The sequence below is a fragment of the Nocardiopsis dassonvillei genome, assembly GCF_964273065.1.
In the GTDB taxonomy this organism is placed as follows: domain Bacteria; phylum Actinomycetota; class Actinomycetes; order Streptosporangiales; family Streptosporangiaceae; genus Nocardiopsis; species Nocardiopsis dassonvillei_B.
In genome coordinates, this window is the sequence record NZ_OZ186815.1 from 6,459,663 (window position 1) to 6,474,996 (window position 15,334).

Here is a 15,334-nt window from a genome sequence, read left to right on the forward strand (position 1 = left end):
CCCGCCACGACACCGACGGAGGTGCCCCGCCGTGCCCACGACCACCCTGACCGTCACCGGCGTCCACAAGTCCTACGGGCGCCGCGCCGTGCTGCGCGGCATCGACATGAGCGTCCCCCCGGGGTGCCTGGCCGGAGTGGTCGGGGAGAACGGGGCGGGCAAGTCCACCCTCCTGCGCATCCTCGCCGGGCGCCTGTCCCCGGACCGGGGCACCGTCGAACACCCCGACGGCGTCGGCTACTGCCCCCAGCGGCCCGTCCTCAACCCGGCCTTCACCGTCGCACAGCACCTGCGCTTCTTCCAGGTCGCCTACGACCTCCCGTCCCTGGACCGCGCCCGCGGGCTCGCCGAGGAGCTCAACTTCGCCGCCTACCTCGACGAGCCGGTGGGCACGCTCAGCGGCGGCACCCGCCAGAAGCTGAACCTCACGCTCGCCCTCATGCACGATCCGCCGCTGCTCCTGTTGGACGAGCCCTACCAGGGGTTCGACTGGGAGACCTACGAGCGCTTCTGGGAGCTCGCGGCGGAACTGGCACGGAGCGGCCGCTCCGTCCTCGTCGTCTCCCACATCGCCTTCGACACCGCCCGCTTCGACGTGCTGTGGCACATGCGCGACGGGGTGCTGGCGGAGGGGGTCCGCGCGGCCGACCCCCGCGGGGCGGATGTGTGACCGTGCGACGAGCCTGGACCCGCTACACCACCGCCACCCGGTACGCCCTCCTGGAACACCTGCGCAACCGTCTCGCCCTGCTGCTGGTGGTGTTCTTCATCCCGGTCTGGATCACCCTGGTCTACCTGGTGATCGCCGACGCCGACGTGCCGTTCCTGCTGCGCGCCACCGACCAGACCCTCGTCGTCGACGGCAACCACGTCAGCAAGATCTCCGGCGCGGTCAACGCGGTGACGCTGATCGTGGGCTTCATGATGTTCATCGTCACGTTCCGCTCCGCGGAGTTCGACGAGCGCCTGGCGGTGGCGGGGTACCCCCGCGCCCACCTGCTGGGCGCCAAGCTGACCGCCCTTCTCGCCGCCTCCGCGCTGGTCTGCGCCTACGCGGTGGCCGTCATCCACCTCTACTGGTCGCCGGAGAGGCCCGCGGTGGTGTGGCTGTCACTGCTGGGCGCGGCCCTGGCCTTCGGAGGGATCGGGGTGATGCTGGCGTCGGTGCTGCGGGGCGAGCTGGAGGGCATGTTCTGCATCATCATGCTGTCGATCATCGACATGGGGCTCCAGAACCCGGTCTCCAACCCGGCCTCGGACAGCGGGGTGGTGGTCTTCCTGCCGACCTACGGGACCATGCAGACGGCGGTGGCGGCGGGTTTCGGGGGGACGCTGCCGACCGGGCACCTGCTGCTGGGACCGCTCTGGTTCGGGGGAGCGGTGCTGGTGGCCGCGGTCGCCTTCCGGCTGCGCACCCGGGACCGCCGGCGCTCCCCGTCCGCGTTCCCGGCCCGGTCGTCCCGCGCCCCGTCGGGGACGGCCGCGCCGTCCGGCCCCGCCTGAGCCGGGGGCCGGACGGGGAGGGTCCGGGGCCGGGCGGGCACCGGGTGCGGGGAGCGTGGAACGGGGGACGCTCCCGGTCCCGGCGGCTCGGCGGGAGGGGCTCCGGGGGAGAAGGCAAGACCGCTGGTCGGAGCCGAAGGCGGACGTTGTACGCTCTTCGGGCCAGTCGTACTCCACTACGTGGGGCAGGGAACCCGGTGCGAATCCGGGACTGACGCGCAGCGGTGAGGGTGACGGGCGGGCGTGTCCGCGGACCTGAGGGTCCCGGGCGGCCACTGGGGCGCACAGCCCCGGGAAGGCGCTCCGCTCCGGAAGACCCCGAGTCCGAAGACCTGCTGGCACCGGCGGTGACGGGCCGCCGGGTCACCCGCGGGCCCCGCGTACGGGCCCCCGACCCGAAGGACGTGCATGTTCCCCGCGGACGCCCCCGCGCCCCGCACCCGGCGCGACCGCTGCCCCGGTGCACTCAGACCCTGGCCCGCCGACGACGGCCTGCTGGTCCGGCTCCGCCTCATCGGCGGCCGCCTCCCGGCCCGCTCCCTCACCGCACTGGCGGCCGTCGCCCGGGAGTACGGCTCCGGGCGGATCCACGTGACGGGGCGGGCCAACCTCCAGCTGCGCGCCCTGCCCGGCCGGGACGGGCGCCTGGCCCCCGACGCCCTGCGGGCCCTGGAGGCCACCGGGCTGCTGCCCTCGCCCTCCCACGAACTCGTCCGCAACGTGATGGCCTCCCCGCTCACCGGCCTGTCCGGGGGGCGCGCCGACCTGCGCCCCGTCGCCGCGGCCCTGGACGCCGCCCTGTGCTCGGCCCCGCGCCGCGCCGCCCTGCCCGGCCGCTTCCTGTTCGTCCTCGACGACGGGCGCGGCGACCTCGTGGGACGCGCCTGCGACCTGGGGCTCACCGCGCTGGACGGGCGCACCGCCCAGCTGCGGGTCGGCGACCGCCACGGCCCGGTGGTGCGACTGGAGGACGCGGCCGACGCCCTGGTCCGCCTGGCCGACCTGTTCCTGGAGCGGCGCGGCACCGGTCCCGCCGCGCCGTGGCACGTCACCGAGCTCCCCGCCCCGCTGTGCGCCCCCGAGCCGCCCGACGCGCGCCTGCCGGACCCGGCCCCACCCCTGCCGTACGGGCCGCTGCCCGGCGGAGGCCGCCACGTGCCCGTGCCGGAGGAGGGCCTGGACCGCGCCGCCGCCGAGGCCCTCGCCGGGGAGGCCCCCGGCACCGGTGCCGGGGAACTCGTCGTCACCCCCTGGCGCGGCGTGGTCGTCCCCGGGGAGGCCCGGTGACCCCCCTGCGCCGCCCGAACCGGCACTACGAGTACGTCGACGACGGGCCCGCGATCTACGTGGACTCCTTCGCCACCATCCGCGCGGAGGCCTCCCTGGGCCACCTGCCCGCCGACGCCGAGCGCCTCGCGGTGCGGATGATCCACGGCACCGGGCAGGTCGACCTCGCCGCCGACCTGGTGGTCCACCCCGACCTGGTCCGCGCGGCCCGGTCGGCCCTGCGCTCCGGCGCTCCGATCCTGTGCGACGCCACCATGGTCGCCACCGGCGTCACCAGGAGCCGGCTGCCCGCCGACAACGAGGTCCTGTGCCTGCTGGGCGACGACCGCGTCCCCGGCCTGGCCCGACGCTGGGGCACCACCCGCTCCGCCGCCGCGGTCTCCCTGTGGGAGCCCCGCCTGGAGGGGGCCGTGGTCGCCTTCGGCAACGCCCCCACGGCGCTCTTCCACCTGTTGGAGATGCTCGTCGACGGCGCCCCGCGCCCCGCGGCGATCGTCGGCTGCCCGGTCGGGTTCGTCGGCGCCGCCGAGTCCAAGCAGGCCCTGGAGGAGTTCGCCGACCGCCACGGGACCGACGTCCCCTACGTGCTCGCCCGCGGCCGCCGCGGCGGCTCCGCGATGGCCGCCTCGGCCCTCAACGCCCTCGCCAAGGAGGAGGAATGACCGGCAGATTCCACGGTGTGGGCGTCGGCCCCGGGGACCCGGAGCTGATCACCCTGAAGGCCGCCCGGCTCATCGCGGCGGCCGACGTCGTCGCCTACCACTGCGGTCCGGGCAAGGACTCCAACGCCCGCCGCACCGCCGCCGGCCTCATCCCGGCCGCGGCGGTCCAGGAGCGGCTCACCTACCCCGTGACCACCGGCGCGGCCGACCACCCGGGCGGCTACGAGGGCGCCCTGGCCGACTTCTACCGCGAGTCCGCCGAGCGCCTGGCCGCCCACCTGGACGCCGGGCGCGACGTCGTCCTGCTCGCCGAGGGCGACCCGCTCTTCTACGGGTCGTACATGTACATGCACGACCGCCTGGCCGACCGGTACGAGACCGGGATCGTGCCCGGCGTCCCGGCCTTCGCCGCGGCCACCGCCGCCGCGGCCGCGCCCCTGGCGCGCCAGACGGACGTGCTCACCGTCCTACCCGGCACCCTGCCCGAGCCGGAGCTGGCCCGCCGCCTCGCCGACACCGACGCCGCCGTCGTCATGAAGCTCGGCCGGACCTTCCCGGCGGTGCGCCGCGCCCTCGCGGCGGCCGGCCGGCTGGACCACGCCGTCTACGTGGAGCGCGCCTCCATGGAGGGCGAGCGGCGGCTGCCCGCGGCGGAGGTCGACCCCGGCACCGTCCCGTACTTCTCCCTCGTCCTGGTCACCGGCGACAGCCGCAACGGCGCCCGCTCCCGCGACGGAGCGGCCGCCCGCCGGGCCGCACCCCCGCCCGCGGCGGCCGCGGCCGAGCTCCTGGTCGTCGGCCTGGGGCCCGGCCCCGGCCACTGGCTCACCCCCGAGGCCCGGGAGGCGCTGGCCGCCGTCGACCACGTGGTCGGCTACGGGCCCTACGTCGCCCGGGTGCCCCAGCGCCCCGGACTGACCCGCCACGCCTCGGGCAACACCGTCGAGCTCGACCGCGCCCGGCACGCCCTGGAACTGGCCGCGGCGGGTGAGCGCGTGGCCGTGGTCTCCGGCGGCGACGCCGGGATCTTCGGCATGGCCACCGCCGTGTTCGAGGCGGCCGAGGACCCCCGCTTCCGGGACGTGCCCGTGCGCGTCCTGCCCGGTGTGAGCGCCGTCCAGGCCGTCGCCGCCCGGGCCGGCGCCCCCGTCGGCGGGGACTTCGCGGTCATGAGCCTCTCGGACCGCCTCAAGCCGTGGAAGGTCGTCGAGCACCGGCTGCGCGCCGTCGCCGACGCCGACCTGGCGCTCGCCCTGTACAACCCCGCCTCGCGCTCGCGCACCGAGCAGATCGCCACCGCGCGCCGCGTCCTGCTGGAGCACCGCGACCCGGACACGGTGGTCGTGGTGGGCCGTGACGTGGGCCGGGAGGGGGAGGCTCTGGAGGTGACCACCCTGGGCGGGCTCGACCCCGCCGCGGTCGACATGCGCTGCCTGCTCATCGTGGGGGCGTCCGGGACCCGGGTCTCCTCCTCGGGGCGGGTCTGGACCCCCCGGTGGGTGAAGCCGTGACCGTGCACTTCGTCGGGGCGGGCCCCGGCGCGGCGGACCTGCTGACGGTGCGCGCCACGCGCCTGCTCGGCGCGGCCGACGTGGTGCTCTACCCGGGGACGTACCTGGACCCGCAGGTCCTGTCCCACTGCGCGCCCGGCGCCGAACTCGTGGACACCCAGGGCCTGGACCTGGACGACATCACCGACCGCCTGGTCGGCGCCCACCGGGCCGGACACGACGTCGTACGCCTGACCTCGGGGGACCCGTCCCTGTACTCCGCTCTGGCCGAGCAGGCCCGCAGGCTCGACGCGCACGGCGTGCCGTGGGACGTCACCCCCGGGGTGCCCGCCTACGCGGCGGCCGCCGCCCTGGCCGGGCGGGAGCTGACCGTGCCGCTGGTGGCGCAGTCGGTGGTGCTCACCCGGACCCGGGCGCGCTCCACCGCCATGCCGGAGACGGAGTCCCTGACGGCGTTCGCCGCCACCCGGGCCACCCTGGTGCTCCACCTGGCGATCACCCGGGTGCGGGCGCTCATGGCGGAGATCGGACCAGAGTACGGCGCGGACTGCCCGGTGGTCGTGGTCCACCGCGCCTCCCAGCCGGGGGAGGCGGTGCTGCGCGGAACCGTCGCGGACATCGCCGACCGGGTGGAGGAGGCCGGGTTCCGGCAGGCCGCGGTGATCCTCGTGGGGCGGGCCCTGGACCCGAGCGGCGGCGGCGACTCCTACCTCTACGACCCGGCCCGGCTCCGGCGGGGAAACGGCGGATAGGCCGCGTACCCCGGGGCCCGGGCCCCGCCTCCGCCGGTTTCCCGTTGCCCGCCCCCGGACCTCCGAGAACGCGCTCCGGGCCCCGACCGGGGAAACGGGCGATCCGGCCCCGCCCTGCGCCCCCGGCCCCGCCCCCGCGGCCGGGGAGCCGGGGCCCGGCGCCGGGCGGACACCCGGTGCGGGGGCACGTCCGACCGGAGCCGGCGGTTCCCGGCCCCCGCGGCCGGCGGTGCCCGGGGCCGGGGAGGGCACGGTCCGGTTCACGCCCTCCAGGACCACTGGGTGACGGTCCGGGCCGGCGTCCACCCGGTGAACCCGCCGATCGGCGCGGCGGTCTCCACGGCGATCCGGGTCAGCTCCCCGCCGTGGTCCCGGTGGGCGTCGGCGAGCAGCCGCTCGGTCTCCAGGGTCACCCCGTGCACCACCAGGCGGCCCCCCGGGCGCAGCGCCGCCAGACAGGTGTCCAGGACCCCGGGCCGGGTCGCGCCGCCGCCGACGAACACCGCGTCGGGTGCGGGCAGCCCCGCCAGCGCCTCCGGGGCGCGCCCGGCGACCACGCGCAGCCCCGGCACCCCGAGCCGCCCCGCGTTGCGGCCGATCCGCGCGGCCCGCCCGGCGTCGGCCTCCACCGCCGTCGCCGTGCAGGCGGGGTCCGCGCGCATCCACTCGATCCCCACCGACCCCGCACCCGCGCCCACGTCCCACAGGTGCAGCCCCGGCGCGGGCGCCAGCCGGGCCAGCGCGCAAGCGCGCAGGTCCCGCTTGGTGAGCTGCCCGTCGTGCTCGTAGGCGTCGTCGGGGAGCCCGGCCGCCAGGCCGTACCCGGGCGGCCCGTCCAGCTCCAGGGCCAGCACGTGCAGGGCGGGCACGGAGCCCGGGTCCATGCCGGGCCAGCCGTCGGCCGTGCCCTCCAGGCGTGACTCCGCGTCCGAGCCCAGGTCCCCGAGCACGGTCATGCGGGTGCCCCCGTACCCGGCTCCGCTCAGCAGGGCGGCCGCGAGCGCGGGGGTGCCCGCGTCCGAGGAGAGCACCAGCAGGCGCCGCCCGGGGGACAGCCAGCGCAGCAGCAGCCGGGGATCGCGCCCGACCAGGGTCACCACGGCGCACCGTTCGGCGGGCCAGCCCATCCGGGCGCGCGCCAGCGCGACCGAGGACAGGGCGGGCTCCACCCGCACCGCGTCCGCACCGAGCAGGTCGATGAGCGTGGCGGCCACACCGGACACCAGCGGGTCGCCCGAGGCCAGGGCCACCACGCCCCGGTCGGGGCAGGAGGCGAGCAGCCGGGGCAGCCCCTCCCGGAGCGGGGAGGGCCAGGCCTCCCGGCGCTGCCCCCCCAGGACCGGCAGCATCGCCAGGTGCCTGCGCCCGCCCAGCACCGCCTCCGCGTCCAGCACCAGCCGCCGCAGCCGTTCGGGCACCCCCGGCCAGCCGTCGGCGCCCACGCCGACGACGGTGACACGGGGTTCGGGGGTGGGGCGGGTGAAGGTGCTCATGGGGTGGACGCTATCGTCGGACCCTGGTGCGAGGTGCCCCGGCCTCCCCACCTTCGGAAACGGTGGGAAGGGCGGTCGGGGAGAATCTGGGAAGCCCGGTGAGATTCCGGCACAGGCCCGCTGCGGTGAACCGGGCCCCCGAACAGGGGGACCCGGCAAGTCCGAAGACCGGCCCCGCATCCGTCACACCCATGGCGAAACGAGCGGGAGCCTCACCCATGCCATCGCGGTCATCGCACTACCCTTTCTCGGCGATCGTCGGCTGCGACACCGAGCCGCTGGACGATCTCGGCCTGGCCCTGGTCCTGGCCAGCGTCTCCCCCGAGATCGGGGGCGTCCTGGTACGGGGACAGAAGGGGACCGCCAAGTCCACGGCGGTGCGCGCCCTGGCCCCCCTGCTGCCCCCCGTGGAGGTCCACCCGGGCGACCGGTTCTCCGTCGACCCCGCCGACCCCGCACAGGAGTCGCCGGACGGCCCCTTCCCGCCCGGCGCCCCGGTGGAGAGCCGCCCGGTGCGCCTGGTCGAACTCCCCGTGGGGGCCACCGAGGACCGAGTCCTGGGCTCCCTGCACCTGGAGCAGGCGCTCACGCACGGCAGGGTCGCCTACGAACCCGGGCTGCTGGCCCGCGCCCACCGGGGCATCCTCTACGTCGACGAGGTCAACCTGCTCCACGACCACCTGGTCGACCTCCTCCTCGACGCCGCCGCGACCGGCCGGGTGACCGTGGAGCGCGACGGGTTCTCCGTGGAGCACACGGCCCGGTTCCTGCTCATCGGCACGATGAACCCCGAGGAGGGCGAGCTGCGCCCGCAGCTCCTGGACCGGTTCGGGCTCACCGTCGAGGTCTCCGCGCCCGCCGACCCCGCCGCCCGGGTCGAGGTGGTGCGCAGGCGCATGGCCTACGACTCCGACGCCGCGGCCTTCGCGGAGCGCTACGGCGCAGCCGAGAGGGCGCTCGCCGAGCGCATCGCGTCGGCCCGGGACACCCTCGGGCGCGCCCGGCTGTCCCACGCCGCCCTGCTGAAGATCGCGCAGGTGTGCGCGGCGTTCGAGGTCGACGGGCTGCGCGCCGACATCGTGACCGCGCGCACGGCCCTCGCGCACGCCGCCTGGCAGGGCCGCACCTCGGTCACCCGGGCCGACATCCGCCGCGCGGCCCTGCTCGCGCTGCCGCACCGGCGCCGCCGCAACCCCTTCGACGCGCCGGGCATCGACGAGGAGCTCCTCGACCGGGTCCTCGGCGACGAGGAACCGCCGCCGGACGACCCCGGACCGCAGGACGGCCCCGGCGGCCCCGAGGGCTCCGGCGGCCCCCGTGATTCCGGCGGGGACGGCGCCCCGGACACCGGAACCCCGCAGGAGGGTCCCTCCCCGGCACCGGACACCGGGGACGACGCACCGGGGCGGCCCCCCGAACCGCCCCGGGATCCGGAGGGCTCCGGGGAACCGCACGCCCCCCGGGAGCAGGAGGAGCCCGGGGACGGCGCGGCGCCGCGGCCCGCCGCGGGCACCGCGGTCAGGGCGGGCACCCCCTACCGGCCCCGGGCGTTCAGCGTGCGCGGCACGGGGGCGGGCGCCGACGGACGGCGCAGCCGCGCCGTCGGCACCCGGGGCCGCAGGATCGGAGCCGAGCCGCCGGGCCCGGCCTCGGGCGGCTCGCTCCACCTGGTGGAGACCGTCAGGGCCGCGGCCTCGCGCCCGCACGGCGGCGGCCGGATCGGCCTGCTGCCCCGCGACCTGCGCGTCGCGGTGCGCGAGGGCCAGGAGGGCAACCTGGTGCTGTTCTGCGTCGACGCGTCCGGCTCCATGGCGGCCCGCAAGCGCATGGGCGAGGTCAAGACGGCCATCCTGTCCCTGCTTCTGGACGCCTACCGGCGCCGCGACAAGGTCGGCCTCGTGACCTTCCGCGGGGCCGGGGCCGAACTGGTGCTGCCGCCGACCCGGTCGGTGGACGCCGCCGCCGCACGCCTGGACGAGCTGCCCGCCGGAGGGCGGACCCCGCTCGCCGAGGGCCTGCTGGAGGCCGCCCGGGTCCTGCGGCGCGAGCGCCTGCGCGATCCGCGCCAGCGCCCGCTGCTCGTCCTGGTGACCGACGGCCGGGCCACCGGAGGACGGGGCGCCGTCGGCCGTTCACTGGCGGCCGCCGACCACGTCGCCGGGCTGGGCGTGACCACCGTCGTCGTGGACGGCGAGTCCGGTCCGCTGCGACTGGGACTGGCCGCCGACCTCGCCCGCCGCCTGGGCGCCGACCACATCCCCGTGTCCGAGGTCAGCGCCGACGCGCTGGGCACCGCCGTGAGAGAGAGGGCCGCCTGATGCCGCAGGGAAAACCGCTCGTGGTCCCCGACGACGGGCTCACCACGCGCCAGCGCCGCAACCAGCCCGTGCTCGCCGTCCACACCGGCGACGGCAAGGGCAAGTCGACCGCCGCGTTCGGGCTCGCGCTGCGCGGCTGGAACCAGGGCTGGCGGATCGGTGTGTTCCAGTTCGTGAAGTCGGCGAAGTGGCGCATCGGCGAGCAGACCGTGCTCGAACGCCTGGGGCGACTGCACGAGGAGACCGGTGAGGGCGGCCCCGTGGAGTGGCACAAGATGGGCTCGGGCTGGTCCTGGAGCCGCCGCCAGGGCAGCACGGAGGACCACGCCGCGGACGCGGCCGAGGGCTGGGCGGAGATCAAGCGCAGGCTCGCCGACCAGCGGCACGACCTGCTCATCCTCGACGAGTTCACCTATCCGATCCACTGGGGCTGGGTCGACGTCGAGGACGTCGTGGCGACCCTGCGGGGCCGGCCGGGCCGCCAGCACGTGGTGGTCACCGGCCGCCGCGCGGCCCCCGAACTCCTGGAGGCCGCCGACCTGGTCACCGAGATGACCAAGGTGAAGCACCCCATGGACGCGGGCCGGAAGGGGCAGCGGGGCATCGAATGGTGACGGCGCCGCCCCGGGTCATGGTCGCCGCCCCCATGACGGGCCAGGGCAAGACCACGGTCGCGACCGGGCTCATGGCCGCGCTCCGCGACGCCGGGCACACCGTGAGCGGGCACAAGGTCGGCCCGGACTACATCGACCCCGGCTACCACGCCCTGGCCACCGGCCGCCCCGGCCGCAACCTCGACCCCCACCTGGTGGGGGAGCACCGGGTGGCGCCGCTGTTCCTGCACGGGGCGCGCGGCGCGGACACCGCCGTCATCGAAGGCGTCATGGGGCTGCACGACGGGCGCATCGGGACCGGCGGTTTCGCCTCGTCGGCGCACGTCGCCGCGCTCACCCGGACCCCGGTGGTGCTGGTCGTGGACGTGTCCCGCATGTCCCGGTCCGCGGGCGCCCTCGTGGCGGGGATGGCCGACTACGACCCCTCGGTCGAGGTCGCGGGCGTGATCCTCAACCGCGCCGGGTCGGCGCGCAACATCGCGGAGATCACCCGCTCCACCCGCCTGCCGGTGCTCGGCGTCGTCCCCCACGACGAGCGGATCACCCGCCCCTCGCGGCACCTGGGCCTGGTCCCGGCCGCCGAACGGGCGGAGTCGGAGCGGGTGGTGGCCCGCCTGGGCGAGCACGTCGCCGCCCACGTCGACCTGGCCGCGCTGCTGGAGCTCGCCCGCTCCGCGCCCGCTCTGGACGCCCGGCCCTGGGACCCGGACCGGGAGGTGGACGGCCGGTCCGGCGGCCGGACCGGCGGGCGGCGCCCGGTGGTCGCGGTGGCCGGGGGGCGCGCCTTCACCTTCCGCTACACCGAGACCGAGGAGCTGCTCCGCGCCGCCGGGTGCGACGTGCGGGTCTTCGACCCGCTCACCGACACCGGGCTGCCCGCCGGGACCCGGGGGATCTACCTCGGCGGCGGCTTCCCGGAGGTGTACACGGGGGAACTGTCCGCCAACCGCGCCCTGGCCGCCGAACTCGGGGAGGCGGTGCTGGACGGTGTCCCCACCGTCGCCGAGTGCGCGGGCCTGCTCTACCTCGCCCGGTCCCTGGACGGGCTGCCCATGGTCGGCGCCCTGCCGGCCGACGCCCGGATGACCGACCGCCTGACGCTGCGCTATCCGGAGGCGGTCTCGCCCCGGGACACGCTGCTGACCCGGGCGGGGGAGAGGGTGACCGGCCACGAGTTCCACCGCACCCGGGTCACCCCGGAGAGCGGAGCGGACGGCCCGGCGTGGGAGATCGGGGGCGCCGCGGAGGGGTTCGCCTCACCGACCCTGCACGCGTCCTACCTGCACGTCCACTGGGCGGGTCACCCCCGGCTCGCGGACCGCTTCGCCACCGCCGTCGCCTCCGGCGGGCCTGCGCGCGGGGTCGGACCGCACACGGCCGCGGCCCCCGCGGCGACACCTCCGACACCCGCCGACACGGACGGCGCGTCCTCCCCGGCCTCCGGCTCCGCCCCCACGTGCGCGGCTCCGGCGGCGCCCGGCACGGACGGCGGAGCACCTCCGGCCGCCCCGGCAGCCGCCAGCGGTCCCGAGCGCCCCGCGGATCCGCTGCGCCACCACGGGGACGCCGAGACCGGCGACGGCCTGCTGGACCTCGCCGTCAACGTGTACGCGGGCCCGCGCCCGGCCTGGCTCGACCGGGCCCTGCACGCGAGCCTGGCCGACGCCGCCGCCTACCCCGACCCCGGCCCCGCCCGCGCCGCGATCGCCCGCCGCCACGGGCGCGCTCCCGATGACGTCCTGCCCACCGCGGGGGCCGCGGAGGCGTTCACGCTCCTCGCCCGGCTGCGCCCCTGGCGCCGCCCGGTGGTCGTGCACCCCCAGTTCACCGAGCCGCACGCCGCCCTGGAACAGGCGGGGCACCGCGTCACACCGGTGCTGTGCACCGCGCGGGACGGCTTCGCGCTCCACCCCGAGGCCGTCCCCGAGGACGCCGACCTCGTGGTGGTGGGCAACCCCACCAACCCCACCGGGGTCCTGCACCCGGCCGAGGTGCTGCGCGCCCTCCGCCGCCCCGGACGCCTCCTGGTCATCGACGAGGCGTTCATGGACGCCGTTCCCGGCGAACCCGGGTCGCTGGCGGGGGAGGAGCTGGAGGGGGTGGTGGTCCTGCGCAGCCTCACCAAGCACTGGTCGATCCCCGGCATCCGCGCCGGGTACGCCGTCGGCGACCCGGCGGTCGTCCGGGAGCTGGCCCGGGGTCAGACGCCCTGGACGGTGTCCGCGCCCGCCGTCGCGGCCATGGTCGCCTGCGCGGCGGACCCGCGGGCGGTGGCCGAGGCGGCCGAACGCGCCCGCACCCTCGACGGGTGGCGGGCCCCGCTGGAGGCCGGACTGCGCCGGGCCGGGCTGGACCACGTCCCCTCCCGCGCCCCGTTCGTCCTGGCCCGGGTCGGCGAGGGAATCCACGCCCGCCTGCGCGCGGGCGGCATCGCGGTGCGGCGGGCCGACACCTTCCCCGGCCTGGACGCCTCCTGGGTGCGGGTGGCCGTGCGCCCGCCTGAGGCCACCGCGAGGTTCCTGGCGGCGCTGGACGCGATCACCGGGCGGACGGCGCCCGCCCTCGCCACCCAGGCGTGAACCCCGGCGGCCCGGCGCACGCACGCCGGTGCCGGGCCGCTTGATGGGGGAGGTGAGACGCCGGGGAGAGGTGATGTCGTCCGGGCCCGGTGCGCACCCGGGCGGGTGTCGGTACCGCGCCACGGCCAGGGGCCACTCGTGCTCGGTCCCGGCGTCGGGCCGCCGGGGGCGTCGACCTGCTCGGCTCAGGCCGCGTGCCCGGGCGGGTGTCGGCACCGCCACCGCTCAGGGGGACCGAACGCTCATGCCCGGTGCCGGGAGGGCGGAGCGGCGGTCGGCTCAGCCCAGGTCGCGCACCCACGCGAACGCCGACGCCACGTCGTGCACGACGGGCACACCCGCGGGGCCCGGCGGGCGCCGCACCACCACGACCGGGACGCCGAGCAGGCGCGCGGCCTCCAGCTTGGGCCGGGTGTAGGTCCCGCCCGAGTTCTTCGTGACCAGGACGTCGGACCCGTGCCCGGCCATGAGCCCGCGCTCGCCCTCCAGCGTGTACGGCCCCCGCCCGGTCACCAGCCGCCAGGCGTCGGGCGGCCGCCGCTCCGGCGCGTCCACCACGCGGGCCAGGACGGGCAGGGAGCTCAGGGCGGGCTCGAACCGCGCCAGCTCCTGGCGCCCGACGGTCAGGAACGGCCGGGACCCCAGCCGCGCCGCCGTCCGGGCCGCCTCCTCGTGGTCGGCGGCGTGGTGCCAGTCCGGTTCGGGCTCCCACCCGGGCCGCTCCAGCCGCAGCAGCGGCAGGTCGGTGCAGGCCGCGGCCGCGTTCGCGGACATCCCCAGGGCGAAGGGGTGGGTGGCGTCCACGACCGCGTCGTAGTCGGCCAGCGCGGCGCGCAGCCCGGCCACCCCGCCGAAACCCCCGACGCGGACCCGGCCCACCGGCAGGCGCGGCCGCGCCACCCTCCCGGCCAGTGACGAGGTGACGTCCACCCCCGCGTCCACCAGGAGGGCGGCCAGCTCGCGGGCCTCGGAGGTACCGCCCAGCAGCAGCAGTCTCATCGTGTTCCCCTCCGGCGGGTCTCGGACGGTCCATGGACCGAGCTTTCACGGGCCGGTGTCCGGCTCCCGCGCGGCGGCGGTGCCACCGTGCGTTCCCGCGGGTGGGTGCCGGGCGGTCGCCGCGGTGCGCTTTCGCGGGCCGGTGTCCGGCTCCCGCGCGGCGGCCTCACCGGGCGCCCCCGGGGTGCGGATCGAGCAGGCCCGCGGGGGCGCCCCCGCGGGCCAGGTCCAGCAGCGCGTCGACGTCCAGGTGCCGTTCCACCAGGTCGCCGAGCAGGTCCAGGCGCCGCTCCCGGGCCTGGGCGAACCGGACGCCGGACGCCTCGTGGCCGAGCGTCTCGGCGAGGAACGCGCCGCGGAAGGCGTCGCCCTCCAGAGCCCCGTGCCAGAGCGTGCCGAAGACCGCGCCCGCCCGTGCCCCGCCGGGGAACGCCTCCGCCCCCGGGCCGCGCGTCACCGTGCCGTGGTGGATCTCGTAGCCGCTCACGGGAACGCCGAACACCTCCCCCGACGGCAGCCCGAGGGTCTTGTCCGCGGTGAAGTCCGTGCGCACGTCCAGCAGCCCCAGCCCCGGCGCCTCCCCGCCGCCGCGGACCTCCACCCCGCCGGGATCGGCCACGGTGCGGCCCAGCATCTGGAAGCCGCCGCAGATCCCCAGCACCGGCCGCCCCCGGCGGGCGTGCCCGACCACGGCGCGGTCCAGCCCCCGCGAGCGCAGCCACTCCAGGTCCGCCAGGGTGGCGCGGGTGCCGGGCAGCACGACGAGGTCGGCGTCGGAGAGGTCGCGCGGGCCCGACGCGAACACCACGTCCAGGCCCGGCTCCAGCCCGAGCGCGTCCACGTCGGTGAAGTTGCTGATGCGGGGCAGGCGCACCACCGCCACCCGCCGCGCCCGGTCCCCGTCCGCGCGCCTGCCCTCCAGGTCGAGGGCGTCCTCCGAGTCCAGCCACAGGTCCGGCTCCCACGGCAGGACGCCGTACACGCGCCGGCCCGTGCGCCGCTCCAGGTCCGCCAGCCCCGGTTCCAGCAGCGCGGGGTCGCCCCGGAACTTGTTGACCACGAAACCCGCGACCAGGTCGCGGTCGGCCCGCTCCAGCAGGGCCACCGTCCCGTACAGGGCGGCGAACACCCCGCCCCGGTCGATGTCCCCCACGACCACCGCAGGCAGGCCGGCGTGCCGGGCCAGCCCCATGTTGACGTAGTCGCCCGCCCGCAGGTTGATCTCGGCGGGGCTGCCCGCGCCCTCGGCGACGACCACCTCGTACCGGGACGCCAGGTCGTCGAAGGCGGCGTGCGCCGCCTCCGCCAGGTGGCGGCGCCCCGCCTCCCAGTCCGCGGAGGACACCTCGCCCCCGGGGTGGCCGAGCAGCACCACGTAGCTGCGCCGGTCGCCGCCGGGCTTGAGCAGGACCGGGTTCATCGCGGGCTCGGGCTCGGTGCGCGCGGCCAACGCCTGCACCCACTGCGCCCGTCCGATCTCCGCGGGCCGCCCGTCCGGCCCCCGGCAGACCATGGAGTTGTTGGACATGTTCTGCGCCTTGTAGGGGGCGACCCGCACCCCGCGGCGCGCGAAGGCCCGGCACAGGCCGGTGGTGACCACGCTCTTGCCCGCGTCG

At 77.4% G+C, this 15,334-nt stretch carries 12 protein-coding genes and 2 riboswitches; of the genes, 9 read left to right on the forward strand and 3 right to left on the reverse strand.

Translation table 11 applies throughout. The features are described from left to right. Positions 1-31 precede the first annotated feature (31 nt). The 6 genes from ACSUPR_RS28675 (at position 32) to cobM (ending at position 5,715) form a co-directional block, all read left to right on the forward strand. Positions 32-670: an ABC transporter ATP-binding protein gene (locus ACSUPR_RS28675; protein WP_436888136.1), complete on the forward strand. Its 639-nt coding sequence runs from the start codon at positions 32-34 to the stop codon at positions 668-670. Between the two features lie 2 nt (positions 671-672). After that, positions 673-1,503, forward strand: coding sequence for an ABC transporter permease (locus ACSUPR_RS28680; RefSeq protein WP_436888138.1), 831 nt, complete (start codon positions 673-675; stop codon positions 1,501-1,503). Positions 1,504-1,649: 146 nt separating this feature from the next. After that, positions 1,650-1,857: riboswitch (cobalamin riboswitch) on the forward strand. Positions 1,858-1,911: 54 nt separating this feature from the next. Next, entirely contained in the window at positions 1,912-2,790 is an 879-nt protein-coding gene (locus tag ACSUPR_RS28685) for a nitrite reductase (RefSeq protein ID WP_436888140.1), read from the forward strand. Beyond that, the gene (locus tag ACSUPR_RS28690) at positions 2,787-3,452 is read left to right on the forward strand and encodes a precorrin-8X methylmutase (protein ID WP_436888142.1); all 666 of its coding nucleotides are present in this window, start codon (positions 2,787-2,789) and stop codon (positions 3,450-3,452) included. Before ACSUPR_RS28685 ends, ACSUPR_RS28690 begins: the two co-directional genes overlap by 4 nt. Continuing rightward, on the forward strand, positions 3,449-4,963 hold the full coding sequence (locus tag ACSUPR_RS28695; protein ID WP_436888144.1) for a precorrin-2 C(20)-methyltransferase: 1,515 nt from the start codon (positions 3,449-3,451) through the stop codon (positions 4,961-4,963). The genes ACSUPR_RS28690 and ACSUPR_RS28695 overlap by 4 nt, the downstream gene beginning before the upstream one ends. After that, positions 4,948-5,715, forward strand: a complete 768-nt coding sequence (gene cobM, locus ACSUPR_RS28700) for a precorrin-4 C(11)-methyltransferase (RefSeq protein ID WP_436888146.1) — start codon at positions 4,948-4,950, stop codon at positions 5,713-5,715. Before ACSUPR_RS28695 ends, cobM begins: the two co-directional genes overlap by 16 nt. 260 nt (positions 5,716-5,975) lie before the next feature. Here cobM and cbiE read toward each other — a convergent pair whose 3' ends face one another. Then, positions 5,976-7,208 (reverse strand): precorrin-6y C5,15-methyltransferase (decarboxylating) subunit CbiE, encoded by a 1,233-nt coding sequence (gene cbiE / locus ACSUPR_RS28705; protein WP_436888148.1) that lies wholly within the window; start codon positions 7,206-7,208, stop codon positions 5,976-5,978. A 55-nt stretch (positions 7,209-7,263) separates the two neighbouring features. Further along, positions 7,264-7,399, forward strand: a riboswitch (cobalamin riboswitch). 27 nt (positions 7,400-7,426) lie between these two features. On the opposite strand from cbiE, the gene ACSUPR_RS28710 reads away from it, so the two are divergent. Genes ACSUPR_RS28710 through ACSUPR_RS28720 form a run of 3 tightly spaced genes read left to right on the forward strand, consistent with a single transcriptional unit; the run spans position 7,427 to position 12,719 of the window. Continuing rightward, a complete protein-coding gene (locus ACSUPR_RS28710; RefSeq protein ID WP_436888150.1) occupies positions 7,427-9,526 on the forward strand; it encodes a VWA domain-containing protein in 2,100 nt (699 codons plus the stop codon). Next, entirely contained in the window at positions 9,526-10,140 is a 615-nt protein-coding gene (gene cobO, locus ACSUPR_RS28715) for a cob(I)yrinic acid a,c-diamide adenosyltransferase (protein ID WP_436888152.1), read from the forward strand. Before ACSUPR_RS28710 ends, cobO begins: the two co-directional genes overlap by 1 nt. Continuing rightward, positions 10,134-12,719: a cobyrinate a,c-diamide synthase gene (locus ACSUPR_RS28720; RefSeq protein ID WP_436888154.1), complete on the forward strand. Its 2,586-nt coding sequence runs from the start codon at positions 10,134-10,136 to the stop codon at positions 12,717-12,719. The genes cobO and ACSUPR_RS28720 overlap by 7 nt, the downstream gene beginning before the upstream one ends. A 279-nt stretch (positions 12,720-12,998) precedes the next feature. Here the strand turns inward: ACSUPR_RS28720 and ACSUPR_RS28725 are convergent, their stop codons facing one another. Together ACSUPR_RS28725 and ACSUPR_RS28730 are read right to left on the reverse strand one after the other, a co-directional pair. Further along, a complete protein-coding gene (locus ACSUPR_RS28725; protein WP_436888155.1) occupies positions 12,999-13,718 on the reverse strand; it encodes a cobalt-precorrin-6A reductase in 720 nt (239 codons plus the stop codon). Positions 13,719-13,884: 166 nt separating this feature from the next. After that, complete coding sequence (locus ACSUPR_RS28730) at positions 13,885-15,318, reverse strand: cobyric acid synthase (RefSeq protein WP_436888157.1); 1,434 nt, start codon at positions 15,316-15,318, stop codon at positions 13,885-13,887. Positions 15,319-15,334: the final 16 nt, after the last annotated feature.